This window comes from Streptomyces sp. NPDC058157, from assembly GCF_042884105.1.
Classification (GTDB): Bacteria; Actinomycetota; Actinomycetes; order Streptomycetales; family Streptomycetaceae; genus Streptomyces.
In genome coordinates, this window is sequence record NZ_JBHVUQ010000093.1 from 1 (window position 1) to 23,199 (window position 23,199).

The 23,199-nt window shown below is 74.4% G+C and carries 22 protein-coding genes and 1 pseudogene; 9 read left to right on the top strand and 14 right to left on the bottom strand.

Translation table 11 applies throughout. From position 1 onward, the window contains the following. From ACFVXK_RS22500 to ACFVXK_RS22550, 11 genes are all read right to left on the bottom strand, one after another. On the bottom strand, nt 1-591 hold a 591-nt coding region (locus ACFVXK_RS22500), incomplete at its 3' end, for a hypothetical protein (protein WP_389614308.1). 397 nt (nt 592-988) lie between these two features. Further along, nucleotides 989-2,503 carry a hypothetical protein gene (locus tag ACFVXK_RS22505; RefSeq protein WP_389614310.1) on the bottom strand — a complete coding sequence of 505 codons (1,515 nt, stop codon included), beginning with the start codon at nt 2,501-2,503 and terminating at the stop codon, nt 989-991. A 226-nt stretch (nt 2,504-2,729) separates the two neighbouring features. After that, the gene (locus ACFVXK_RS22510; RefSeq protein WP_389614312.1) at nt 2,730-3,689 is read right to left on the bottom strand and encodes an endo alpha-1,4 polygalactosaminidase; all 960 of its coding nucleotides are present in this window, start codon (nt 3,687-3,689) and stop codon (nt 2,730-2,732) included. Continuing rightward, nucleotides 3,686-4,348 carry a spherulation-specific family 4 protein gene (locus ACFVXK_RS22515; RefSeq protein ID WP_389614314.1) on the bottom strand — a complete coding sequence of 221 codons (663 nt, stop codon included), beginning with the start codon at nt 4,346-4,348 and terminating at the stop codon, nt 3,686-3,688. Before ACFVXK_RS22515 ends, ACFVXK_RS22510 begins: the two co-directional genes overlap by 4 nt. Then, nucleotides 4,345-5,253, bottom strand: coding sequence for an NAD-dependent epimerase/dehydratase family protein (locus tag ACFVXK_RS22520; RefSeq protein WP_389614316.1), 909 nt, complete (start codon nt 5,251-5,253; stop codon nt 4,345-4,347). Before ACFVXK_RS22520 ends, ACFVXK_RS22515 begins: the two co-directional genes overlap by 4 nt. Nucleotides 5,254-5,260: 7 nt before the next feature. Then, a complete protein-coding gene (locus ACFVXK_RS22525) occupies nt 5,261-5,974 on the bottom strand; it encodes an NDP-sugar synthase (protein ID WP_389614318.1) in 714 nt (237 codons plus the stop codon). A gap of 78 nt (nt 5,975-6,052) precedes the next feature. Further along, on the bottom strand, nt 6,053-7,054 hold the full coding sequence (locus ACFVXK_RS22530; protein ID WP_389614320.1) for a GDP-mannose 4,6-dehydratase: 1,002 nt from the start codon (nt 7,052-7,054) through the stop codon (nt 6,053-6,055). 57 nt (nt 7,055-7,111) lie between these two features. Continuing rightward, nucleotides 7,112-8,518 (bottom strand): hypothetical protein, encoded by a 1,407-nt coding sequence (locus ACFVXK_RS22535; RefSeq protein WP_389614321.1) that lies wholly within the window; start codon nt 8,516-8,518, stop codon nt 7,112-7,114. Further along, nucleotides 8,515-10,218 carry a GT4 family glycosyltransferase PelF gene (gene pelF, locus ACFVXK_RS22540; RefSeq protein WP_389614323.1) on the bottom strand — a complete coding sequence of 568 codons (1,704 nt, stop codon included), beginning with the start codon at nt 10,216-10,218 and terminating at the stop codon, nt 8,515-8,517. The genes ACFVXK_RS22535 and pelF overlap by 4 nt, the downstream gene beginning before the upstream one ends. 82 nt (nt 10,219-10,300) lie before the next feature. Then, a complete protein-coding gene (locus ACFVXK_RS22545; RefSeq protein WP_389614325.1) occupies nt 10,301-12,448 on the bottom strand; it encodes a hypothetical protein in 2,148 nt (715 codons plus the stop codon). Nucleotides 12,449-12,857: 409 nt separating this feature from the next. Further along, nucleotides 12,858-13,382, bottom strand: a complete 525-nt coding sequence (locus ACFVXK_RS22550) for a hypothetical protein (protein ID WP_389614327.1) — start codon at nt 13,380-13,382, stop codon at nt 12,858-12,860. Nucleotides 13,383-13,962: 580 nt separating this feature from the next. On the opposite strand from ACFVXK_RS22550, the gene ACFVXK_RS22555 reads away from it, so the two are divergent. After that, the gene (locus tag ACFVXK_RS22555; protein ID WP_389614329.1) at nt 13,963-14,640 is read left to right on the top strand and encodes a pyridoxal 5'-phosphate synthase; all 678 of its coding nucleotides are present in this window, start codon (nt 13,963-13,965) and stop codon (nt 14,638-14,640) included. A gap of 47 nt (nt 14,641-14,687) precedes the next feature. Continuing rightward, a complete protein-coding gene (locus ACFVXK_RS22560) occupies nt 14,688-15,395 on the top strand; it encodes a M24 family metallopeptidase (RefSeq protein ID WP_389614331.1) in 708 nt (235 codons plus the stop codon). 53 nt (nt 15,396-15,448) lie between these two features. Here ACFVXK_RS22560 and ACFVXK_RS22565 read toward each other — a convergent pair whose 3' ends face one another. Then, nucleotides 15,449-15,910, bottom strand: a complete 462-nt coding sequence (locus ACFVXK_RS22565; RefSeq protein ID WP_389614333.1) for a barstar family protein — start codon at nt 15,908-15,910, stop codon at nt 15,449-15,451. A gap of 58 nt (nt 15,911-15,968) precedes the next feature. Next, the gene (locus tag ACFVXK_RS22570; protein ID WP_389614335.1) at nt 15,969-16,934 is read right to left on the bottom strand and encodes a pirin family protein; all 966 of its coding nucleotides are present in this window, start codon (nt 16,932-16,934) and stop codon (nt 15,969-15,971) included. Nucleotides 16,935-17,045: 111 nt separating this feature from the next. Here ACFVXK_RS22570 and ACFVXK_RS22575 point away from each other — a divergent pair, with 111 nt between their 5' ends. The 6 genes from ACFVXK_RS22575 (at nt 17,046) to ACFVXK_RS22600 (ending at nt 21,380) form a co-directional block, all read left to right on the top strand. Continuing rightward, nucleotides 17,046-18,239: a methyltransferase gene (locus ACFVXK_RS22575; RefSeq protein WP_389614356.1), complete on the top strand. Its 1,194-nt coding sequence runs from the start codon at nt 17,046-17,048 to the stop codon at nt 18,237-18,239. Between the two features lie 88 nt (nt 18,240-18,327). Next, nucleotides 18,328-19,086, top strand: coding sequence for a MerR family transcriptional regulator (locus ACFVXK_RS22580; RefSeq protein WP_389614336.1), 759 nt, complete (start codon nt 18,328-18,330; stop codon nt 19,084-19,086). Nucleotides 19,087-19,298: 212 nt separating this feature from the next. Next, complete coding sequence (locus ACFVXK_RS22585; protein ID WP_389614358.1) at nt 19,299-19,856, top strand: DUF6230 family protein; 558 nt, start codon at nt 19,299-19,301, stop codon at nt 19,854-19,856. Next, the gene (locus ACFVXK_RS22590) at nt 19,847-20,284 is read left to right on the top strand and encodes a DUF6114 domain-containing protein (RefSeq protein ID WP_389614338.1); all 438 of its coding nucleotides are present in this window, start codon (nt 19,847-19,849) and stop codon (nt 20,282-20,284) included. The genes ACFVXK_RS22585 and ACFVXK_RS22590 overlap by 10 nt, the downstream gene beginning before the upstream one ends. Continuing rightward, complete coding sequence (locus ACFVXK_RS22595) at nt 20,281-20,931, top strand: hypothetical protein (RefSeq protein WP_389614340.1); 651 nt, start codon at nt 20,281-20,283, stop codon at nt 20,929-20,931. Before ACFVXK_RS22590 ends, ACFVXK_RS22595 begins: the two co-directional genes overlap by 4 nt. Nucleotides 20,932-21,026: 95 nt before the next feature. Further along, the gene (locus ACFVXK_RS22600) at nt 21,027-21,380 is read left to right on the top strand and encodes a DUF2087 domain-containing protein (protein WP_389614342.1); all 354 of its coding nucleotides are present in this window, start codon (nt 21,027-21,029) and stop codon (nt 21,378-21,380) included. On the opposite strand, the gene ACFVXK_RS22605 is transcribed toward ACFVXK_RS22600, so the two are convergent. After that, the gene (locus tag ACFVXK_RS22605; RefSeq protein ID WP_389614344.1) at nt 21,353-22,117 is read right to left on the bottom strand and encodes a metallophosphoesterase; all 765 of its coding nucleotides are present in this window, start codon (nt 22,115-22,117) and stop codon (nt 21,353-21,355) included. The genes ACFVXK_RS22600 and ACFVXK_RS22605 overlap by 28 nt on opposite strands. Before the next feature lie 248 nt (nt 22,118-22,365). Here ACFVXK_RS22605 and ACFVXK_RS22610 point away from each other — a divergent pair. Beyond that, nucleotides 22,366-23,022, top strand: a pseudogene (locus tag ACFVXK_RS22610) (phosphoribosyltransferase); the annotation flags it as partial. Nucleotides 23,023-23,199: the final 177 nt, after the last annotated feature.

Consider the following 23,199-nt stretch of genomic DNA (forward strand, 5'->3'; position numbering starts at 1 on the left):
GCGCAGTGCGGCAGCCCTGCCGTCGTGGGCGCGGCTGCCGGCGGCCGCGGCGGTCCTCAGCAGGACCTCGCTGAGCAGGGTGTCGTCCGCGGCGGCCGCGCCCGCCACCACCCGGCGTGCGGCGCGCAGCAGCCCGGGCCGCCAGAGCTCCCAGGGCAGGGCGTGGTCGTCGCGGCGGGCTCCGGCCACCCGCCGGAGTTCCTCGGCCAGCGGTCCGGCGAAGTCCGCCACGGGCGGGGCGGAGTCCGGCGGGAGCGGGACGTGGGGGTGCAGGCCGTGCCGGCGCCCGGCCGCGTCGAGGCGGACGGCGGGGGCCAGGGCGTCCGCGGCGGCGGCCGCGGCGAGGAGCCCCGTGGTGTCGGCCGGGCCGAGCGGGACGAGGAACGAGCCGAACGGGGTGCGCAGCCGGACGGGGCGCCCGGAGCGGCTGCGGCGCAGGTGGGCGAGGACCCCCCGGGCGGCGCCCTCGCGGGTGAGGGAGTCCAGCCCGAGGGCGCGGGCGGGGGCGTCGGCCCAGGGCAGGCGGTGGGCGAGCATGGCCGCGCTGAACACCGCGTTCTCCAGCGGCCAGGCGGTGGCGGGGGTGGTCATCGGGGGGCGTTCTCCCTCGGGTCACACGGGGTCACGGACGGGGTCACGGGGCCGGGTTCGTACTCGCGGACGGCCCCGAGTTCGGCAGCGGGTTCGGGACCGGACGCGGACGCGGATCCGGACGCGGGCTCGGGGTCGGGGTCGGGCGCGGGCACGGGGCCGCACGCGGACGCGGGATGGGGACCGGACGCGGGCACGGGGCCGGACGCGGGCACAGGGCCGCGCGCGAGCACAGGGCCGGGCGTGGGCACGGGGCCGGGCGTGGGCACAGGGCCGCACGCGAGCACAGGGCCGGGAGCGGGGCCGGGCGCGGACCCGGGCGCGGGCACGGGCCGTAGGGCGGATGCGGGTCGTGGCGCGGGGCCGGGCGCGGGGGCGGGCCCGGGTTCGGGGCGGGTCACCGGTCGCGGAGCATGTAGGGCTGGTTGGCGGTGATCTCGCCGTCGTAGCGGGCGATCAGTGCGTTGACCCGCTCGCGGTAGGGGGCCAGTTCGCCGCGCAGGCTGTCCGAGTAGGCCTGCGGGGCGTGCGAGAGGGGGTAGTCGTAGGTCTCGTCGAGCCAGGCCAGTTCCACCCAGCTCTCCGGGATGTCGTTCGGGGAGGCCGGGCCGCGGCCGTCCAGCATCGGGATCACGTCGTGCTTGTTGACCAGGCTGACGACCCGGGTGGTGTGGTCGGCGGGCCGCTTGTTGTCGATCGGGGAGCCGAGGGTGATCACGTGGGTGACCCGGTACTCGGAGGCCACGTCCGGGTCGGAGGCCAGGTTCATCGCGGTCAGGCCGCCGAGGCTGTGCCCGACCAGCATCAGCTCGGAGCCCGCCGGCACCCCGGCTCGCCGCAGCAGCTTCTTCACGGCCCGGGTGTAGGTGGTGTCGGTGCGCAGGCAGCCGTCGAAGGCGCCGATCAGGTCCTGCGGGGTGCTGTTGCTGAGGAGGGCGAAGCTGGTCCCGGGCAGCAGCAGCACGTGCCGCTGCGCGCCGTCCGCGCAGGCCACGCGGCGCAGGAGGACCAGGCCGTGGTTGCCGAGGGCGCCGATGTCGTTGACGTAGCTGACGATGTCGTTGCGGGAGGTGCCGAGGACCTTGGCGAGGATCGGGTCCGGCTCGGCGCGTTCGGCCCGGCCGGGGCCGGGGTTGAGGAGGGCGAGGAGCGAACTGGGCAGGCCGAGGAACGGGTCGGTGGTGGGGACCCCTCCGGCGAGGGTGACCCAGGAGAACTCGTCGTTGACGGGGTTCTCGTCCAGCAGTCCGGTCAGCGCCAGCAGTTCCATGATGACGGGGCTGACGGTGGTCAGGGCCCGGGTGACGCCGAGCCGTTCGACCAGGGCGTGCAGGGCGCGGACGGCCTCCAGCCGGTCGCCGGCGACGAGGGCGGCGGTGAGGCGGCGGGCGGGGGCGGAGTCCAGGTTGGGGTGGGTGACGGTGGCTGCCTCGATGCGCAGGGCGAAGGCGTCCACCGCCAGGGCGACGGCGGCGGGCCGGCGGCGCGTCACGTTGCCCGCGATCCGGGCGAGTTCGCCGACGACGCCGCCGTTGGCCCCGAAGCCGAGTCCGGCCGGTTCGGTCAGGGCCCGTACGCAGGACAGCGCGGTGCCGACGGCCCAGGTGGGGCGGCGCAGGGCCTGGAGGGCGAAGCGGCCGCCGGTCAGGGCTCCGGTGAGGTCGGCCCCGGCCCGTCTGGCGGCGAGGGCGGCGTCGGCGAGCAGGACCGAGGCGGCGATGAGGAGTTCGGTGTCGGTGCGCCCGGAGGCCGTGGCCGGGCGCGGCCCGGGGCGCACGGTTCCCGCGCCGCCGCAGGTGCCGGGGGTCCCGGCGGTGTCGGGGTCGCCGGGGGCTCCGCCGGTGACCGGGGTGTTCTTCCGTTGTCCGTCGGAGAGCTGCCGGGTGGGGTTCCCGGTCGCCTGAGGCGTCACGTTCCAACCTCTCGTCGCATGACCCGTGTCCGCGACGCATGGTGGCACCGAACGGGGGCGCCCCCGGCGCACCGGGGCGCCCGCTCCGGAGCGCGCCCCGCGCACCACCCCCGCGCGCGCCCCGCCGGCACTGGAATCCGGGCGGGCGTCCGCCCCGTTCACCTCCGTGCGGGTTGGTGGGATGACGCGGCGGCCCGTGATTGACGCGGTCCGCCGCGCGGCGCGGTCAGCAGGGCTTGCGCCAGGTGTCCAGTTCCTGGTTCTTCAGCATCGTGGAGAGGTTGAGCTTGCGGGCCTCGGGACAGAAGTTCGAGGGGTTCCCCTTGTACTCGACGTGGAAGACCGCCTTGCCCGCCTTGATGAAGGGGCTGAGCGCGGCGCACTCGCCGAACTGGGCGCACTCCTCGTTGACCGCGAAGTCGAAGGCGCCTTCGAGCTGGGGGATCTGCGGCAGGTCGTTCTTGAGGCCGACCGCGAGCCCGCGCGCGTGCGCGATCTCGGCGATCATGCGGTTGTAGGCGAGCTGGTGCTCCGCCGTCAGCGGGAAGCCGCTGTCGTTGCCGTACGCCTCCACCAGGTCGGGTTCCACCGCGTCGAAGCCCTTGTCCCGGCACATGTCGAAGCGCCGTTCCATGAGCGGGCGGAGCACGTCCGTGCGGCGGATGTCCAGCCAGCGCTCGCCCTTCCAGCCGTTGGGCTTGCCGAACAGGCTGGTGGGGAAGGCGTCCTTGTCCGGCCGGAAGTCCTCCCAGGCGCCGACGTTGACGTAGCAGATGACCTTGCGGCCGTCGCGGTGCAGCCGGTCCACGTCCTCCTTCGAGTTCTCGAAGCCGTCGATGTCGTAGACGGGCACGTCGACCGAGGGGTCCGAGCGTCCGTCGAGCTGCCACTGCCAGGCCAGGCCGGGCTGGGGCTGCCAGCGGGGTTTCCCCTGGCCACCGGGGGCGGAAGGGGAGGCTCCGGAGGGAGGGCCCGAGGGGGCCGGGGCGGTCGGGGAGTCGGAGGGGGCGGGGCCGGGCGAGGCGGGCCCCGTCCCCCGGCTCGCGGTCGGGCCCGACGGGTCGGGTGCGGCGTCGTCGTCCTCGTCGCCCGTGGTGGAGCAGCCCGCGAGGACCAGTGCCGTCACGGCGGCCAGCAGGAGGGTTCGGGCCGGAAGGCCGGGGCGGGCCGGCGGGGTGGGGCTCATGGTTCCATCCCGGTGAGTGCGGGGGTCGGCTGTTTCCATGGGTTGGGGAGTTCGCCCGTCACCGGCCCGCTGACCGCGGCGCCGCGTTCGTGCGCGGTGCGGACGGCGAGCGGGACCAGGGCGTCGGGCACCCCGTAGACGAGGTGGCAGAACCGCTCGGGGGCGTGCCGCGCCGTCCAGGCGGGCCGGGTGAAGGAGGAGACGTACGTGGACCAGTGGCCCTCGAAGGTGACGGTCAGGTCCGCGAGGCGGACGTAGCCGGCCACGGGGTGGACGCCCGGGTTCAGCACGACGGGTTTCGCGCCCAGCCGGCGCAGCGAGCGGATCATCCGTCGGGCGCCGGGCAGTTCCTCCCGGGTGGCGGCCATCCGGTCGAGGAAGCAGCCGTCGACGGCGTACCACTCCTGGTAGCGGCACATCTCGTGGACGACCTCGACTTGTCCGCGCGCCCCGTACAGGGTGTCCACGTAGCCGAGGAGGCGGGCTCCGGCCGTCCGCAGCGCGGCGGCCGCGGCGGCGAACGCCGGGTCGGGGCGCTCCCCCGGCCCGTCGGCCGGGTTGAGCACCACCCCGTAGGTCCCGGCGGCGCCCGTGATCAGCCGGTGCCAGGCCCCGGGGTCCTCGGCGGGGTGGACGTACAGCGGAACGAGCAGGGTCATGGCGTCAGGGTTCCCGCCGGGGCCGTCGCCGCCCACAGCGCGGCGAGCGAGTCGCCGAGGCCGTGGACGGGACGCCAGCCGAGGGCCTCGGCGGCGGCGGTGACGTCGGAGCACTGCCAGGACACCTGCGCGGAGCGGGCCGAGCCGGCGGCCTCCTCCTCGATCCGCCCCCGGAACCCCGCCCGTTCGGCGAGACCCCGTACGAGGTCGCGGACGGGGACGGCCCGGCCGGCGCCGATGTTGAGGACGGGCGGCAGCGGGCCGGGGGCGGTGACGGCGAGCGCCACCGCGTCGGCCACGTCGCGGACGTCCACGAAGTCGCGGTGCGCGGACAGGTCGCCCAGCCGCAGCACCGCCTCGGGGTCGGGTCCGGCCTCGCGCAGCAGTGCGGCGATCCGCCCCGGCAGTCCGACGGTCGGGGCGCCCGGCCCCACCGGGTTCCCGATCCGCAGGACCACGCCGTCCAGTCCGGAGGAGGTGACGGCGAGGGTGCCGGCCAGTTTCGTGGCCCCGTACGGGCCGACCGGGTGGGTGGCGGCCGACTCGGTGACCCGGGTGCCGGGCGTGCCGGGCCCGTATTCGGCCGCCGAGCCCAGGTGCACCAGGCGTACCTCCGGAGCCGCCTTGCGCAGCGCGACGCACAGGGCGGCGGGGCCGCGGGCGTTGGCCTCGGCGAGGGTCAGGGCGTCGCCGCCGGTCGCCCCCGCGCAGTTGACCACCGCGTCGGGCGCGGCGGCGGTCAGGACGGCCGCCAGCCGCTGCGGCCGGTCGGCCGCGAGGTCGATGCCGAAGTCGGCGCCGGGCGAGCGTCCGCCGTCGAGCACCCGCGCGCCCGGGAGGGCGCGCAGGCGGTCGGCGACATGGGCGCCCAGGTAGCCGGTCCGGCCCAGGACGAGAATGCGCATGAGGTGCTCAGGCTCCCTTGAGCAGCAAGGACTTGCGGCTGGTGAACTCGGCGTTGGCCCGGTCGTAGTCGTCGGGCCGCCCGATGTCGAGCCAGTAGCCGTCGAACGCGTAGGAGTGGGGCGGGTTCTGGGCGCCCAGCAGGTCGAGGACGAGCTCGTCGAAGCCCAGCGGCAGGCCGGGCGTGTAGGTGTCGAGGGTGGAGCGGCTCAGACCGTACACCCCCATGGAGACGTGGTAGTCCATGCTGGGCTTCTCGGTGAAGCCGACGACCCGGCTGGCGTCGGTGGTGAGCACCCCGAAGTCGATGTGCACCTTGCGCGGGTACGTCGCTATGGTCAGCGGCGCGCCGGAGGCCTCGTGGCTGCGCAGCACGTCGGCGTAGTCGAGGTCGGTGAGCACGTCGCCGTTCATCACGAGGAAGTGCTCGGGGAGGCGGTCGCGCAGGTTGAGCAGGGGGCCCATGGTGCCGAGCGGGCTCTCCTCGGTGGCGTAGTCGACGCTCATCCCCCACTGGGAGCCGTCGCCGACGTAGGCCCGGATGATCTCGCCGAGGTGCCCGATGGCGATGGTGCACCGGGTGAAGCCGGCGCCCGACAGCTGGCGCAGCACGATCTCCAGGATGGCGTGCTGGTCGCCGATGGGCACGAGCGGCTTGGGCAGGGCCGTGGTGTAGGGCCGCAGCCGGACGCCCTTGCCGCCCGCCAGGATCACTGCGTACATGGGTCTCCTCCTAGGGGTTGGGTGGGGGGAGGTGGGTGACGTGGGGTTGGTGGAGAACGTCGGCGGCGCGCCCGACGCTCAGATGTTGTAGATGCCGGTCTTGTAGCGGGCCAGGTTGGCCGGGTCGCGGAAGAACTCGACGGTGTGCGCGAGGCCTTCGTCGAGGGTGTGGGCCGGCCGCCAGCCGGTGGCGGCGGTGAGCCGGCTCGCGTCGGCGACCAGCCGCATCACCTCGGAGGCGGGCGGGCGCAGCCGCTCGGTGTCCTCGCGGACCTCGATGGGGACGTCCATGACCTTGCCGATCAGGGTGACCAGGTCGGCGACGGAGATCTCGCCGCCGGTACCGGAGTTGAAGGTGCGGCCCACGACCCGCTCGGCCGGTGCGGTGCCCGCGGCGAGGAAGGCCTGCGCGGTGTCCTTGACGAAGCTGAAGTCGCGGGTGGGGCGCAGGTCCCCGAGGGTGATGACGCGTTCCCCGGCGGCGACCTGGCCGATGACGGTGGGGATCACCGCGCGCATCGACTGGCGGGGCCCGTAGGTGTTGAACGGGCGCAGCGTGACCACCGGGGTCTCGAAGCTGGCGTGGTAGCTGTCGGCCAGCCGGTCGCCGCCGGCCTTGGAAGCGGCGTACGGGGACTGGGTGTTGATGGGGTGGTCCTCGGTGATCGGCACGGTCTGCGCGGTGCCGTACGTCTCGCTGGTGGAGGTGTGCACGAGGCGGGGGGTGCCCAGGGCGCGGACGGCTTCGAGCACGTTGAGGGTGCCGGTCACGTTGGTGTCGACGTAGCTGTGGGGGGCCCGGTAGGAGTACGGGATCGCGATGAGGGCGGCCAGGTGGTAGGCGGCTTCGGCGCCTTCGAGGAGGCCGCGGACGGATCCGGGGTCGCGGACGTCCCCGAGGACGATCTCCACCTGGTCGAGGACGTCCGGGGCCAGGGTCTCCAGCCACCCGTACGAGGAGAAGGAGTTGTACTGGGCCATGGCGCGGACCCGGTAGCCGCGGGCCACGAGGGCCTCGGTGAGGTGGGAGCCGATGAAGCCCTCGGCTCCGGTGACGGCGGCGAGCGGTGCGGTGGTCAACTGGTGCACCTTTCAGGTGGGTTGGCTGGGCGTACGGGGGTGAGCGGGGTGCGGTGGTCAGGCGTGGCGGGCCGGGCGGCCCAGGATCCGCAGGGTGCAGGCGGCCAGGGCCGTCGCGGCGAGGCCGCAGGCCAGGGCCAGCGCGGGCGGCCCCTGGGACCGGCCGAGCAGGGTGGCGGCGCCCGCCCCGGCGGCGGCCGCCGTGCAGAGGGCGGCCGGGGGCCAGGCGACCCCGAAGGCCTGGAGCAGCAGGGCGGTCCACAGGGTCGCGGCGAGCAGCAGCAGGGGGGCCGCGGCGGCGCCGGTCAGCAGTGCCACGGGCAGCAGGAGCAGCAGGTAGCCGGCCAGGCACAGGCCCAGCACCCCGGTGGACCTGAGCAGGAACCCGGCGGGTGTGGAGGCCGCGCCGAGGGCGGTGACGGACAGCCCGCGGAAGCGGTAGAGCAGCCATTCGGCTGGGCCCATGCTCACGGTCAGCGCGATCACCGCGTACGGCTCGGCGCGCCCTTCCAGCAGGACCAGCAGGGCCGCCGCGAGGCCGAACAGCCCGTACGGCAAGGAGCGGCGCAGCGGGGGCCGGGCTCCGCCGTCGGCGGCGGCCGGGGTGGCGTACGCACCGCGCAGCACCCGGCCGACCGCGGCCAGCGTGGCGAGGAGCGCGAGCGCCGGGAGCGCCGCGCGGACCACGGGTCCGGGTTCCCACCAGGGCAGGACGGCGGCGCCGGCGGCCAGCGGGGTGAGGGCGGCCAGCAGCAGCCGCTCGCGGCCGAGGACCAGCAGGATCCCGGCGGCGGCCAGGTAGAGGGACTGCGCGGCCACCGCCCAGGTGACGGCGGAGCCCTGGGCGGCCGCGGCCCCCGCCGCGGTGGCGGCGGCCGCCCCGAGCGGGGCCCCGACCAGCAGGGTCCGGCCCGCCTCGCGCCGCCCGGCCACCATCCGCAGGTAGGCGCGGTGGCCGAGGGCCTGGCCCCAGGCCCAGGAGACGATCCCGGCGACGACCGGCCCGGCGGCGTGCCGGCCGGGGTGCCACAGCGGGGCGGTGAGCAGGTAGGCCAGGCCGGGGAGGGCGAACAGCACCCCGCGCAGCAGGCACCGTACGGTGTCCGGGCGCCAGGGGTCCGGCGCCCGGGCGGGCTCCGGGAAGACGCGGGGCACCCGCTCGTAGAGGGCGGCGGCGAGGGAGAAGATGTTGGGGTGCCCGTAGCGTTCGCGGATCACCTCGGCGGAGAGTCCCTCCGCCTCCAGCAGGGCGGCCACCTCGTACGGGTGGACGGCGGGCCCGACGCGGTCGGCCAGTTCGGCGGCGAGCCGGCTGACCTCCTCCTCGTTCGGGCCGGGGAGTCTGAGGGTGAGCGTGGTCTCGGCCCACGCCCGGCGGGCCGGGCGGGCGGTGGTGTCCGCCAGCCGCAGGGCGAGGGTGTCCTGGTGCGCCCCGCCGGGTTCGAGTTGCATGGGGCCGCTCATCCGGCGAGGCTCCCGGTTCCGGTGGCCGCGGTGGTCCCGCTCTCGCGGGCCGGCCGCGCGTCGGCCGTGAGGGTCCGGACGGGTGCGGGCGGACGGGCCCGCTCCTGTCTGCGGGCCCGCCCCGCGGCGACGGCCACCGGGGTGAGGACGGCCGGGGCGGGGACGGGGACGGGGCCCGGGACGGGAACGGGGGCCTGGGCGGGAACGGGAGCCGGGGCGGCCTTCGCCGGCACCGGGGCCGCGGTGAGCGGGGTGCGGTCCAGGCCGGGCAGCTCCAGGTAGATGGAGCGGAAGGTGTCGATGGTCTGGCGCAGGGTGAACTGCTCGATGACCCGCAGCCGGGCCGCCTCCCCCATGGCCGCGCGGCGCGGGGCGTCCCCGAGGAGTTCGAGGGCCGCTTCGGCCATGGCCTGCGGATCGCGGGGCGGCACGACGAGTCCCGCGTCGCCGACTGCTTCCCGTACCCCGCCCACGTCGGTGGAGACGGTGGCCCGCCCGCAGGACATGGCCTCGATCAGGGTGAAGGGGAAGCCCTCGCTGATGCTGGAGAGCATCACGACGTTCCCGGCCGCGTAGGCGTCCTTGATGTCGTCGACCCGGCCCTCGAAGGTGACCGCGTCGGCGTGCCCGAGGTCGCGGGCCAGGGCCTCGCAGCGTTCGCGGTAGGCCTCGCCGCCGCGCGGGGTGCCGCCGAACAGGCGCAGCCGGGCTCCGGGGACCCGTTCGCGGACCAGGGCGAAGGCGCGGATGAGGGTCTCCAGGTCCTTGATGGGGTCGACCCGGCCGGCCCAGCTGAGGGTGGGCGCGTCCGGCTCCGGCCCGGCGGGCGGGAAGGCGGCGGGGTCGACGCCGTTGTAGACGGTGCGGATGGCCTGCGGGTCGGCGCCGCCCTCCTCCTCCCACAGCCGGTTGTAGCGGTTGCCGGGGGTGACCAGGGCGGCCCGCCGGTAGCTCTCCTCCGCCAGCAGCCGGAAGAAGCCGAGGACGACGGCCTTGACGGGCCAGCGGTAGGGGGCCGTGCGGTAGCCGAGGTAGCGCTCGCGCAGGTAGACCCCGTGTTCGGTGAGCAGCAGCGGGACGCCGTGCCGTTCCAGTCCGGCGAGTCCGGGCAGGACGGCGACGCCGCCGCTGACGGCGTGGGCGACACCGTGTTCCGGGGGCGGGGCGGCGAGCGGGCGCAGGGCGTGCTCCAGCAGTGAGGTCGCGGTCAGGGCGTCGTGCAGGGTGGGGCGGGCCTCGCGGACGGTGAGGCCGGGGCGGTTCCAGACCGCCGCGAGCACCGCGATGGCGTGGTCCCCGCGCAGGTAGGGGCTGAGGGCTCCGTCGGAGGCGGCCCGGGACATCGTGGAGAGGGCGGGGGCGAACCCGGCCTCGGCGCTCGGGTCGAGGAGCGCGGTGAGGAACTGTTCGTAGGCGCCGGAGAGCCTGCGGTGGCCGCGCCCGCGCAGGGCGCGGCCCTCGGGGGGAGCGCCCCACATGGGCACCGACCGGACGCCGAGGACGTGCCCGGGCAGGTCCCAGGCGAGGGATTCGCGGCCGGTTCCGGTGACGGCGATGACGTCGAAGTCGATGTCGGGCATGCCCTGGACGAGCTGGTCGCACCAGACGCTGACCCCGCCGTGACTGTGCGGATAGGTGCCTTCGGTGAGCAGGGTGACGTGCGGCGCGCCGGGGCGCCGCGCGCCGGCTTGAGCGTGCATGGGTGTGCTCCACGGCCGGTGTGTGGGGGTGGTCGGGCCGGTCCGGGCCGCGCGGGGCGGCCCGGACGGGCGGGACGCCGGTTCAGCGCCGGTCGGTGCCCTTCGCGCCCTCGCGCACGGCGGCCGGGACGTTCGCCGCGGGTGCCGGTGCGGTGGCGGGCGCCGGTCGGGGCGCGGCCGCGGCGGTCGGCGCGGCGGGCGCCGACGACGGCAGGGTCAGCTCGAGGGCGGTGCCGTTCGAGGTGGTCCAGCCGGAGGCGCGGCCCGCGTAGGGGCTGCCGAAGGCGGCGGTGCCCAGCCGGGTGCCGGCGGGCAGGGTGGCGGTGACGTCGAGCCCGGCGGGTGCGGTGACGGTGACGGCGGTGCCGACGCGGTAGGCGGTGACCTGGCCGGCCTGGAGCGCGTTCTTCCAGGCGCCGCGGCGCTTCAGTTCGGTGCCGATGTCCTTCATCCGCTCGTTCACCAGGGGGGTGTTGGCGGCGAACAGGGCGTCGTAGCCGTCGATGACCCCGTTCAGCACCGGGTAGGCGAGGCGCTCCTCGGCCAGGTTCGACTGGTGGATGAAGTGCGGCTTGGGGTCGTTGGACAGCACGTGTCCGAGGGCGGTGCGGGTCTCGGCCGGGACGATCTTCTGCGCGTACCCGGTGGCGGTGTCCAGGGGTGCGGGCAGGCAGGTCGTGGTGTCCGCGTGGTCCTCGCAGATGCCGCTGCCGCCGTGGGCGCGGGAGGTGTAGATCCAGTTGTACTCGTCCACCGCCTCGGTGGCCTTGCCCACGTTGTAGTAGACGTTCATGGGGTAGCGGGCGACGGTGGAGGCGGAGCCCACCTGGCGCAGTTCGGGGTCCCGGGAGTTGTCCGAGGCGACCCACTTGACGCCGTTGCCGGTGAGGGAGGCGGCCAGGTTGGGGTTGTCCTGCGGCTGCTGGGGCAGGACGGCCATGCCGGAGTGCTCGCCGGTGACCAGTTCGTCGTTCTGCAGGGGCAGGCCGAAGCTCTGGCCCCAGAGGCGGTTGAGGACGATCTCGTTGTCGATGGTGGTGCGGCTGACCCACTTGGTGCTGCCGTCGGGGTTGGTGGCGCACCGCCAGGGGACCACGCTGACGTCCTGTTCGCAGCCCAGGAAGGCGTGCGTGTAGGTGTGGTTGATCCAGCGGAACTTGTCGCGGTCGGCCTGGAGCTTGTCGGCGAGCAGGTCGACGCCGTTGTTGTCCTCGCGCTGGTCGAGGCTGCCGGCGCCGTTGTAGACCATGTCGAGGGTGAAGTTGCGGCCGGCCTGCCAGTTCTTGGCGTATTCGGCGTCGTCGGCGGTCATCCGGATGGGGTTGGGCGTTCCGCCGCCGCCTCCGGCGCAGTCGACGTCGCCGGGGGTGCAGTTGAGCTGGGTGTCCCAGCGGTCGTCGGCGGCGAAGACGTCGTCGACGTGGACGGAGAAGTAGTTGCGGGAGGCGCCCAGGTGGATGCCGCCGGTCATCCACTCCACGATGCCGCGGGCGAGCAGCCGGTACTGCTGCTGGTAGCGGTTGTAGACGAAGGTGACGACGAGTTCCCGGCGGCCGTCGTGCTTGTACTCGCCGACGAGCGAGCCGCGCCGGGAGGTGCCCGGGATGGGCGCGTCGACGTAGGTGGTGAAGTCCGCGCCGGGGGCGGGCTGGGCCAGGTAGGCGTAACTCTCGCCGACGGTGGGCGAGTTGTCCTCGAAGGGGACGGAGCCCTCGAGGTAGCCGAAGGGACCGGAGCGGCCGGCGGTGGTCACGGCCGCCTGGGCGCCGTCGACGCTGCCCGCGTAGCCGCCGGCGACGAAGTACTGGAGGCCGACCTGGGGGCGGGCGTAGGTGTAGGCGTCGACCTGGGGTATCTCGTAGGTCTGCTCGTAGGCCGCGAGGGCGGCCATCTCGGCGGAACCCGCGGCGAACGGGTTGTCGTTGGGCAGCACCACCGCCTGGAACTTGGCGCGCGGCCGGCCGCCGACGGTGTCGGCGAGGAAGGCGGCGTCGATGGTGGGCCGGCCCGGCCGGGTGAGGTCGACCTGGGTGTACGGCGTGCCCGCCGAGTCCAGTTCCGCCGTGATGGCCTGGACGGCCGGGCCGCCGTCGGCCACGACCAGGACCCGCAGGTCCACACGGGGCGTGGTGGCGTCGGCGTGGGCCGCGCCGGCCGGCAGTCCGGCGGCTGCGATGAGCGCGCCCACCGATAAGACGGCGGTACGTATGCTGCGCCTGCTTCGCTTCATGTGCTGAAAGTCCCCTCCCCGGGCAGGGGTGAGCGCAGCACGCACGAAGCGGCGGACGCCCCCCTCGCGCGACGCCGGTCTCCCCCTCAGAAACCAGTCGTCGACGCATCCGTCGCGTCACATGGTGGTGCCTGTGTGTAGCTTTCGTGGGGGCGTTGCGAAAACCGACGAAAAAAAGCAGGCGACCAACTGAGCGTTCGGTGGGGCGAGTTGCCCTCACCCACCGCTGCGGGCCGGTTCCCGGAACCCGGCGGGCGGGCGGATCCGATCGCCATGAGGGCCGGTCCGGAGCCGAGCGGGGTGCCGCCGGACCCGATGGGTCCGGCGGCACCTGGCCCTGGTGGTCTGGACCACTAGGGGTCGTACCCGGGGGGCGATTTCAGGCCACACCCGGTCGGGGCGGGGGTCCTCAGGCGCAGAGGACGCGGGTCTCCGGGGTGTAGACCGGGCCGCCGCTGGTGTTCGTGCTGTCGCTGAACTCGGCGTAGTAGTACGAGTAGAAGCCGATGTTGCCGTTGCAGCCGGAGTCGGCGGCGACCTGCAGGGTGAGGGTCACGGTGCGGCTCTGACCGGGGGGTATGGTCGCGCCGTAGTTGCCGCCGAGGTCGGAGGGGCCGACGCCGGAACAGGCGGCGGCGCCGGTCGGGGTGGCCACGCTGCAGCCGGTGAAGCTGTACTTGAGGTCGGCGCGCTGGTTGGTGAGCCAGGTCGGCGAGATGGTCTGGTAGACGAACCAGACGTCGTAGGTCTTGTTGTTGGTGAGCGTCATCGAGAGGTTCACCGTGCCGCCGCGGGTGACGGTGGCGGCGTTCGTGGTGAACGTCAGGGCGGCCGGCGCGGGGTCGGCCTGGGCCGCGGGGGCGAGACCGAACAGGGCCAGGACGAGGGCGAGGAACGCGGTGAGGCCGAGTCGGCTCTTCAGAGGTGATCGCATGGCCCGGGAGGCTAGGACGAGGCCTCGCGCGGCGTCTGCCCCCCGGGGAGCGCGGGGGGCGCACAACGGCCGGAAGTGTGCGCCCCGCGAAGGCGCCCCGGCACCCCTCGACGCGATGATCACCCACCGTATACGGGCAGTCCACGGAGGGTTCCCGACCGCCACCCCCCGGCTCCGCGGTCCGGACGGCCCCCGGAATCGCGAATGGCGCGTACCCGCTCCGGCGGGCCCCCGGAACCCCACACCCCGCTTCCGGCCCGCCCCCACCGGTGGCCACAAACGGAACCTCCCTGCCGGACGACCTGCGGGCGGCCGCCACGGAAAATCGAGGCCAACGACCACCGGACTCCCGCCCCTCACCCGACCTCTCCGCCGACCCCTCCACCGCGGCGGGACTCACTCAGCGTCACCCCGCACGGCGGGCGGACGCGGGACCGGCCCGCCTTGTGGTTAGCTCCAAATCCACCCACCCGAAAGCAGCCACCTTTGGGCCATGGCCCAAGCATTTGCCAGCTCATTGTCGAATTTTCGCCGCAGATGCAAGATGAGCTACCAAGGTGTGCCGTTGCGGAGGTGGCAGATGGATGACGGAGAGCGGGGCGGCGGCGTCCGCGCGTGGCTCCGCGGTATCGAGGTCTTCGCGGGCCCGCTGCCCGGGTTCGCCCCCGAGCGGGCTCCGGCCGATCCCGTCCGCCTCTTCCTGTCGTGGCTGTCCGACGCCGTGGCGGACGGGCTGCGCGACCCGCACGCGATGACCCTGTCCACGGTCGACGAGGCCGGCGACCCCGATGCCCGGGTGGTGATCCTCAAGGACGTGGACGCGGACGCGGCCGGGTGGCGGTTCGCCGGGCACGCGTTCAGCCCCAAGGGGCACCAGCTGGCCGTGCACCCGCGCGCCGCGCTGACCTTCTACTGGCCGGAGCACGGCCGGCAGGTCCGGCTCCGCGGGCCCGTCACCCCCGGCTCGGCGCGGGACAACGCCGCGGACTTCCTCGCCCGCTCCGCCACCGCCCGCGCCGAGGCCCTGCTCGGGCGGCAGAGCCAGTACCTGGCCGACACCGGCGAACGCGACCAGGCCCTGGAGAAGGCCCTGGGCCTCATCGGGAGGGACCCTTCCCTGGTCGACTCCGCCTGGACGCTCTACACCCTCGCACCGGTGGAGGCCGAGTTCTGGCAGGCGGCGGCCGACCGCGTCCACACGCGGCTGCGCTACGAGCGCACCGCGAACGGCTGGAGCCGCTTCCGGCTCTGGTCCTGACACCCGGCCGGCAGGACGGACGGGAGAACGGCACGATGGCGATGACGATGGCGACACCCGACCGGATGGACGAGCGGCTGAGGGCCCTGGACCTGGCGGAGGCCCAGGGCAGGGCCCGGGCCCTGTTCGCCGAAGCCGCCCGGCGCGGGCTGTTCGCGGCCGGCCGCAGCGAGTACGAGGTCACCGACCGGATCGGGGACCTGGCACGGGAGGTGCTGGGCACCCGGACGCGGTGTCCCGGGCGGATCGTCCGCTCCGGCCCCCACACCGTGCCCCCGTACGGCGACGAGCCGCCCGGCGACCGGGTCATCGGCCCCAACGACACCGTCACCGCCCACTTCGGCCCGCTCCTCGCCGCCCGTGGGACGGACTTCGCCCACACCGTCGTCCTCGGCGCGGACCCGGCCCGGCTGCGGCTGCGCGAGGACCTGCCGGAGCTGTTCGCCGCGGCCCGCGAGGCGTTCCGCGCGGACCCGGGCATCACCGGCCGGCAGCTGTACGCCGAGCTCCAGGCCCTCGCCGCCAAGTCGGGCTGGACCCTGGGCGGTTGGCACGCCGGCCACCTCGCGGGCGAGACCCCGGCCGCGAACCCGATGTGCGCCCGGGCGGACGCCCACATCTCCCCGGACAACGACCGCCCCCTGCACCGCACGACCAAGGGCGGCTGGCGGGCCCACTGGCTCCTGGAACTCCACCTGACCGACCCCCAATCAGCCTTCGGCGGCACCCACAAAGCCCTCCTCGACCTACCCTGACCCCACCATGAGGACCACCGACACATCCGGCGGCCCGTCACACAGGACCCAGGTCAGCGGTCGGACGACCCCTGGATTTCCCCAAGCCGTGTCGCGAGGCTGTCCGCGGACTCCGTGCCGCATGACAGGACAACGGAGAGACGACTGAGCGTCGCACCTTCGGGCCGCTGGGTGTAAGACCACCGCCGGCCCGCGCGCCAGAGGGTCCTGAAGAACTCGTCGCGAGCAACCTCGTCATCGGCCAGGGCGCTCTCGGCGGACTCGATGATCAGGACATGGGCATCCGCCGAAAGCCATCGCAGGTCACGAAGGCAGTCGTACAGGGCGTCCCAGTTCCATCCGAAGTATTCGGGGAACCTCAGCGCTTCATCGAACTCCCGGAAGGCCGAGATCTCGTCCGGCATGTCCTGCCCGTCCAGACGCACCACGTGAACGGTGCCGGACACGGGCAGGAGTTCGTCCAGCCGCACGCCACCGCCCGGCGTGACGATATGCATCCATGGGGCGATGCGCATCGCCGAGGCCCCTTCTGTCATCACTCCGCCCCCTGGGACTTCGGCCGACATCATCTGGTCAACGCACCCGACCCCGCGGCTTCAGGTGGGTCGGGGGGAGTTCCGGGGCCGGGATCGGGGGGCCGGCGTAGCCCTTCACCTCGCCGAAGCGGGTGCCCTTGGCCCAGTCTTCGCGGGCCTGGGCGATCTCCTCGTGGGAGCGGCCGATCCAGTTCCAGAACATGACGATCTCCTCCTCGAACGGCTCCCCGCCCAGCAGCATCAGTCCCGCGTCCGACGAAGCCCGCAGGGGGAGTTCGGTGCGGCCGCAGCCCAGGTAGAGCATCGAGCCCGGGAGGAGGGGGACGCCGTCCGCGTGGGCCTCGCCGGACATGGAGAGGACCGCGTACTCGAAGTCCGGGTCGAGGGGGAGGCGGGTCTCGGTGCCGGCGGTCAGGGTGAGGTCGGCGCCGACGATGGGGGTGTACGCGGTGCCCGGGGAGGTCGCGGTGTCCAGGGTGCCGAGGATGACCGTCGCGTTCAGCCCGGGGGCCGTGACCTGCGGGAGGTCCGCGTGGTGCTGGAAGTGGGGGGCGACGTCGCGGTGGGCGTCGGGGAGGGCCACCCACAGCTGGGCGCCGTGCAGGAAGCGGGCGTGGGGGCGCGGGCTCTCCTCGGAGTGGCTGATGCCCCGGCCCGAGGTCATCAGGCCCAGCTCGCGCGGGCGGATCGTGGCGAGGCTGCCCACGCTGTCGCGGTGCAGCACCTCGCCCTCGTGCAGCCAGCTCACCGTCTGGAGGCCGGCGTGCGGGTGCGGGGCGACCTGCATGCCCGGCTCGTCGGCGATGTCGTCGGGGCCGTAGTGGTCGACGAAGCACCAGGCGCCCACCATGCGGCGGCCCAGGTTCGGGAGGAGGCGGCGGACCTCGGTGGACTCCCCCAGCCGGACCGTGCGCGGGCTGAGGAGCTCCCGGACCGGCTCGGCCACGACGAAGCCGCGGCCGCCGCAGGAGGAGAGAGCGGGCTGGCGATCGAGATTGCTCATACGGGACAAGGTAGCCCTGCGGGGCCCCGTTGCCCCGTTCCTTTCCGCGGAAGGACGCGGCGTGCGGGCACCGGCGGCGGCCTCGGCTAGCCTGGGTCCGATATGAACCGCCTGACCACGCCTTTCGGCTCCTACGAACTCACCCGCTTCCCCGCCGACCCGCGCGACCGGCTCCGCGCCTGGGACGCCGCCGACGAGTACCTGCTGCGCCACCTCGACGCGGGTACCGGCGAGCGCGGCCCGGTGGACCTGGCCGGCGCCGGGCAGATCACGGTCCTCGGCGACCGCTGGGGTGCGCTGACCACGGCCCTGGCCGCGTACCACCCGGCGCAGATCACCGACTCCGCGCTGGCCCGTTCGGCCACCGAGGCCAACCTGGACCGGGCCGGCATCGGCACCGCCAAGTCCACCGTGACCCTGCTGACCACCCGGGACGAGCCGCCCGCGCGCATCGACGTGCTGCTGGTCCGGGTGCCCAAGAGCCTGGCGCTGCTGGAGGACCAGCTGCGGCGGCTGGCCCCGCGCCTGCACGAGGGCACGGTCGTCGTGGGCACCGGCATGGTCAAGGAGATCCACACCTCCACCCTGGACCTCTTGGAGAAGATCGTCGGCCCGACGCGGACCTCCCTCGCGGAGAAGAAGGCCCGGCTGATCTTCACCACTCCGGACCCCGCGCTGCTGGCCGTCGCCGGGGCCTCGCAGTGGCCGCTGACGTACACCGTGGACAAGGACGGCGGCTCGGGCGCCGGGCTGACCGTGGTCAACCACGCCGGGATCTTCTGCGCCGACCGGCTCGACGTCGGCACCCGCTTCTTCCTCCAGTCCATCCCCACCAACACCGACGGGGCCCGGGTCGTGGACCTGGGCTGCGGCAACGGCGTCGTGGGCACGGCGGTGCAGGTCGCCGACCCGGACGCCGAGGTGGTGTTCACGGACGAGTCGTACCAGGCCGTCGCCTCGGCGCGGGCCACCTACGAGGCCAACGTCCGCCCGGGCCGGCGGACGGCGGAGTTCCTCGTCGGCGACGGGGTGGCGATGCTGCCGCCGTCCTCGGTGGACCTGATCCTCTGCAATCCGCCCTTCCACTCGCACCAGGCGACGACGGACGCGACGGCGCTGCGCATGTTCGCGCAGTCGCGCAAGGCGCTGCGCCCGGGCGGCGAGCTGTGGGTGGTGGCCAACCGGCACATGGGCTACCACACCCATCTGCAGCGGCTGTTCGGGAACCAGGAAGTCGTCGCGAGCGAACCGCGGTTCGTGGTCCTGCGGGCCGTCAAGCGCGAGGCGCGGCAGCACGGCCGGTGACGCGGCCGGTGACGCGGCGGGGGGGCACGCCCCCGCCGCCCCATGTGACCTGCCGGTACACCCGCCGGTAGGTCCTACACTCGGCCGCGTGAGCACTGGGGCGGGGACGGACGACGGGTACGGGCGGCGGCGCTGGCGCCGCGAGGAGGTGGCCCGGGCGGCCGGGGTGAAGGTGCGCAACCTGCGCTACTACCAGGAGCGCGGGCTGCTGCCCCCGCCGCGCCGGGAGGGCCGGATCGCCTGGTACTCCGACGACCACCTGACCCGGCTGCGGCTGATCAGCGACCTGCTGGGCCGGGGCTACACGGTCAACGGGATCGGCGAGCTGCTGGACGCCTGGGAGCAGGGCGGAGGCCTGTCCCGACTCCTGGGCCTGGAACGGGAGATGACCCGGGACTGGGTCTCCGAGGAGCCGGTGACGATGACCCGGACCGAGCTGCGCGAGCTGTTCGGCCCGGGGGCGACGGCCGCGCACACCCGGCGGGCGGCCGAGCTGGGTTACGTACGGGTCGACGGGGACCGGGTGACGTACCCGAGCCGGAGGCTGCTGGAGGCGACGGTGGCGCTGGTGCGGCAGGGGATGCCGCTCGGGGAGATCCTGGACGCCGGGGAGTTCGTGCAGGAACAGGCGGCGGCGCTGGCGGACCGGTTCGTGGGACTGTTCCGGAGGCATGTGATCGGCCCGGAGGGGCTGGGGCCGCTTTCGGCCACCCAGCTGGATCACGTCCGCGAGGCGGTCGCGGCGCTGCGGCCCGTGGCGGGCGAGGTGGTGGCCTCGGAGTTCGCCCGGGCGATGGGGCGGCGGGTGGAGGCGGAGGTCGCCGAACTGCTGCGTACGGAGCAGTAGGAGTCGGCCTAAAGGGTGCGCTCGCACAACCTTGCCAACCACCATTGGCACTCTTACATTCAACTCGTCGGTAACAAAGGTGCACAGCCGAGATAAGGGACGATCTCATGGCAGATTCACCGTACTTACCCGAATTCGATTCCGAGGGCGGAGTCGGCGACGAGTCCGCGAGCAGAGTGGAGGGCAGGGTCCGCTGGCGCAGGTTCGCGCTGCTGACCGTGCCCGCCGTGGCGGTGACCGCCGGGCTGGGGATCGCCCTCGCCCAGGGCGCGCTCGCCGCCTCCTTCGCGGTGTCGGGGCAGCAGTTCAAGGTGTCGGCGACCAGCCTGGAGGGCGAGGGCTTCGCCCAGTACGGCAGCGTCGACGTCAACGCCCGCCAGGAGCTGATCCCGGTGGCCGTCACCGCCATCAAGGAGGCCAAGCTCCACAGCCTCTGCCAGTCGGTGGTCACCAGCCTGCCGGTCATCGGGGACATCTCCCTGAACCTGACCGCCGGTCAGAAGACCCCCGTCGAGGCCTCCAACCTGTTCGTGGACGCCACCCAGCTCGCCGGTGACGCGCAGTTCACGAACATCGAGATCGGGCGCGACGCCTCCACCCTGGACAAGGGCCCGGCCGAGGCGCAGGGCATGCAGGACCTGTTCGCCCAGCAGGCGGACAAGGTCAGCATCAGCAGCCTCCAGCAGACGGCGTGGGCGACGAACGCCGGCACCTTCAAGCTCTCCGGGCTGAGCATGAACATCAGCAAGGGCAAGAAGGAATGCTTCTGAGCCGCTGGCGGCGGTGGCGGCGCGGCAGGCCCTTCTGGGGCGGCCTCTTCGCCGTCCTGGCCGGGGCGTGGATCTGCGTACTTCCGCTGGCACCACTGAAGATCATGCTCCAGCAGGGCATCGCGGGGATCCCGTCCGTCCTGATGGGCGTCATCATGATCGTCCTCGGTCTCACCGCCTGGTTCTCGCCCCGCCAGCGCGGCCTCGCCGGGGTCCTGACCACCCTGATCGCCACCGCCGCGCTGGTCCTGTCGAACCTCGGCGGGTTCCTGATCGGCACCCTGCTCGGCATCCTCGGCGGCGGGCTGATGTTCGCCTGGCAGCCCGTCGCCACCCCGCGCGCCGGGGGCTCCGCCGCCCCCGCCCGGCCCTCCCCCGCCGGGACCTCCCCCACTCCGCACCCCGATCCCCAAGGAGCACAGCCATGAGCCGTACGCGCACCGCGCTCGCCCTCGGCATGGCGGCGGCCGCCGCCCTGACGGTGGCCTCCACCACCGCCCACGCCGCTCCGTTACCGCTGGCCGGGTCGACCACGGTCACCCCCGCCGGGCACGCCTTCAAGGCCTCGCTCAGCGGGAAGGCCACCCTCAAGGCCGGTTCGGTGACGGTGACCTGCTCGGTCTCCGTCTCCACCGGCTCGGTGCCGGCCGCCCCCGGCAACCACAACGCGGCCGGCCCGGTCTCCTCGCCGATCTCCCCGCCGACCTACAGCTCCTGCACGTCCAGCATGCCGGGCGTGACGCCGACGGTGACCACGAGCGGCGCCTGGTCGGTGTCCATGCAGAACGGCTCACCGGTCACGGCCACCATGACGGTGCCGACGGGCGGTCTGGTCGTACACACCTCGGGCCTGGCCACCTGTACGGTCACCGCCGCTCCGGGCGGCCCGGCGAGCGTGCCGGCCACCTGGGCCAACGGCGCCCCGTCGAGCCTGACCTTCACCAACGCCTCCGTGCCGGTGACGGTGACCGGCGGCTTCGGCTGCCCGACCAGCGCGACCTCGTCCACCTTCAACGCGGTCTACCTGGTCTCGGACACCACCGACTCCGCGCAGCAGATCACCGTCACGCCCTGACGGCGGCCCGGTCCGCCGCCGCCCCCGCGGACCGCGGGGGGCGGCGGCGGATATTGCGTTGCCCCGGCCGCGGGGCCCGGGCGAAGCTCGGGGGCATGTCACAGAACACCGGTCGGCCGAGTGCCGATCAGCAGAGCGCCGATCAGCAGAGCGCCGGATCGCCGGTGCACGAGCCCGCCGCCCGGGCCCCGCGCGGGGTGTCCGACCTGTTCTCCGGCGGGCGTCTCGTCGCCATCCCGCGCAAGGCCGCCCGGCGCGAGCAGTTGCTGGCGCACCTCACCGAGACCCTGTTCGCCCCGGAACGGGCGTACTCGGAGCCCGAGGTGAACGACGCGCTGCGGACCGTCCACGAGGACTGTTCGGCGCTGCGCCGCTACCTGATCACCTCGGGGCACCTCACCCGGACCCGGGACGGGAGCAGTTACCGGCGGGCGACGACCACCCGGTAGTGGGTCGTCAGCCGCCCGTCCTCGCCCAGCACGTGGAAGGCGACGGCCGGCGGCTCGTCGAGGTACACGTGCTCGTCGGGACCGGCCGGCGCCTCCCAGGGCAGCCGCAGGGTGGACACCACCCCGGGCGCGACGAGCAGCGGCAGGCCGGCGAAGGTGGTCGCCGCGGCCGTGTGGGCGTGCCCGCACAGGAAGGCGCGCAGGTGGGGGTGGCGTCCGGCCAGGGCGGCGAGCCGCTCCTCGCCGAACTGCCGGATGCCGTCCACGTACGGGGTGTGCAGCTCGACCGGCGGGTGGTGGAAGGCGACCAGGACCGGCACCTCCCGCGGGGTCCCGGCCAGGACGCCGTCGAGCCACTCCAAGGTGGGGTCCTCCAGACGGCCGTGGTGCTCGCCGGGGACGGAGGAGTCGCACACGGCCAGCACGAAGCCCTCCCCGCGCAGTACCTGGTCCACCGGCCCGACGGACGGGTCCGCCTCGCCCAGCAGGCCGCGCCGGAAGGCGGTGCGCTCGTCGTGGTTGCCGGGGCAGACGACCATCGGGTGCCGCGAGACGAGGTGCGCGCGGGCCTGCTCGTACTCGGCCGGGGTCCCGTTGTCGGCGATGTCCCCGCTGACCAGCACCGCGTCCAGGTCGTACGGGAGGGCGTCCAGGTACTCCAGCACCGCGCGGGTGCGCTCGGCGGCCCGGGGGCCGCCGTCGAAGTGGACGTCACTGAGCTGCGCTATCACGATCACGGACGGTGGCTCCTCCATCGCGGGTACAGGACTGCGGCCGGCCCCGGCCGGTTCGGTGACGGTCGGTCACCCGGCGGCCGGGAAAGGCCCGTTCAACCTAGCCGAGCAGGTGGGAGCGGTGGCGGGCCCGCCTTCCGCCGCCGTGGCGGGGTGCACGCCTTCCCGTCCGGTTGCGGGACGGCCGCGGATGGGGTTCGTTCGAAGGGGGTCCGTTCGACGGGGGGGGTCCGGGGACGGGGTGAGCCGTGGTGACGCCCTTCAGCGGCAGGGTCTTCGCCGACCGCGCGGACGCGGGGCGCGTGCTGGCGGACGCGCTGCGCCACCTGGCGGGCGCGGACCCCGTGGTCCTCGGGCTGCCCCGGGGCGGGGTGCCCGTGGCGTACGAGGTGGCCCGGGCCCTCGGCGCCCCGCTCGACGTGATCGTGGTCCGCAAGCTCGGCGTTCCGGGCCACCGGGAGCTGGGCTTCGGTGCCATCGGCGAGGGCGGGGTGCGGATCGTCAACGAGGACGTCGTCCGGCGCAGCCGCGCCTCCCGGGCCGACCTGGACTCCGTCGAGCGCGCCGAGGAGGCGGAGCTCGAACGGCGGGCGCGGCGCTACCGGGAGGGCCGGGCGCGGGTCCCGCTCGCCGGGCGGACGGTGGTCGTCGTGGACGACGGGATCGCCACCGGGGCCACGGCCGCCGCCGCCTGCGCGATCGCCCGTGCCTCGGGGGCGGCGCGGGTGGTGCTGGCCGCCCCGGTGGCACCGCCCGAGGCGGTCGCCGCGCTGCGCGGGGCGGCGGACGAGGTGGTCTGCCCCTCGGTACGGCCCGGGTTCCGGGCGGTCGGCGAGTGGTACCGGGACTTCTCCCAGACCCCGGACGAGGAGGTCGTCGCCGTCCTGACCCGGGCGGCACTCGGCCCGGGCGGCACACCTTGAGGTCCTGCGGACGCCGGCCGGCACCGGCGGGGGGCCGCCGGGGCCGGGGCCGGGCCCAGGGGGTGTCGGGCGGATCAGGGTCGGACAGCCCGGGGCGTCTGGTGCCGTGGATTGCAAGGCGGAGGAGGGAGCCACTGCGGTGGGGCACCTCCCGGCGGCAGC

Excerpts from the sequence above, each read along its gene's own strand:
- ACFVXK_RS22520 (WP_389614316.1), bottom strand. The coding sequence starts at position 5,253 with ATGCGCATTCTCGTCCTGGGCCGGACCGGCTACCTGGGCGCCCATGTC.
- ACFVXK_RS22590 (WP_389614338.1), top strand. The coding sequence starts at position 19,847 with ATGCTTCTGAGCCGCTGGCGGCGGTGGCGGCGCGGCAGGCCCTTCTGG.
- ACFVXK_RS22515 (WP_389614314.1), bottom strand. The coding sequence starts at position 4,348 with ATGACCCTGCTCGTTCCGCTGTACGTCCACCCCGCCGAGGACCCCGGG.
- pelF (WP_389614323.1), bottom strand. The coding sequence starts at position 10,218 with ATGCACGCTCAAGCCGGCGCGCGGCGCCCCGGCGCGCCGCACGTCACC.
- ACFVXK_RS22545 (WP_389614325.1), bottom strand. The coding sequence starts at position 12,448 with ATGAAGCGAAGCAGGCGCAGCATACGTACCGCCGTCTTATCGGTGGGC.
- ACFVXK_RS22570 (WP_389614335.1), bottom strand. The coding sequence starts at position 16,934 with ATGAGCAATCTCGATCGCCAGCCCGCTCTCTCCTCCTGCGGCGGCCGC.
- ACFVXK_RS22535 (WP_389614321.1), bottom strand. The coding sequence starts at position 8,518 with ATGAGCGGCCCCATGCAACTCGAACCCGGCGGGGCGCACCAGGACACC.
- ACFVXK_RS22600 (WP_389614342.1), top strand. The coding sequence starts at position 21,027 with ATGTCACAGAACACCGGTCGGCCGAGTGCCGATCAGCAGAGCGCCGAT.
- ACFVXK_RS22550 (WP_389614327.1), bottom strand. The coding sequence starts at position 13,382 with ATGCGATCACCTCTGAAGAGCCGACTCGGCCTCACCGCGTTCCTCGCC.
- ACFVXK_RS22510 (WP_389614312.1), bottom strand. The coding sequence starts at position 3,689 with ATGAGCCCCACCCCGCCGGCCCGCCCCGGCCTTCCGGCCCGAACCCTC.
- ACFVXK_RS22565 (WP_389614333.1), bottom strand. The coding sequence starts at position 15,910 with ATGCGCATCGCCCCATGGATGCATATCGTCACGCCGGGCGGTGGCGTG.
- ACFVXK_RS22560 (WP_389614331.1), top strand. The coding sequence starts at position 14,688 with ATGGCGACACCCGACCGGATGGACGAGCGGCTGAGGGCCCTGGACCTG.
- ACFVXK_RS22525 (WP_389614318.1), bottom strand. The coding sequence starts at position 5,974 with ATGTACGCAGTGATCCTGGCGGGCGGCAAGGGCGTCCGGCTGCGGCCC.
- ACFVXK_RS22595 (WP_389614340.1), top strand. The coding sequence starts at position 20,281 with ATGAGCCGTACGCGCACCGCGCTCGCCCTCGGCATGGCGGCGGCCGCC.
- ACFVXK_RS22555 (WP_389614329.1), top strand. The coding sequence starts at position 13,963 with ATGGATGACGGAGAGCGGGGCGGCGGCGTCCGCGCGTGGCTCCGCGGT.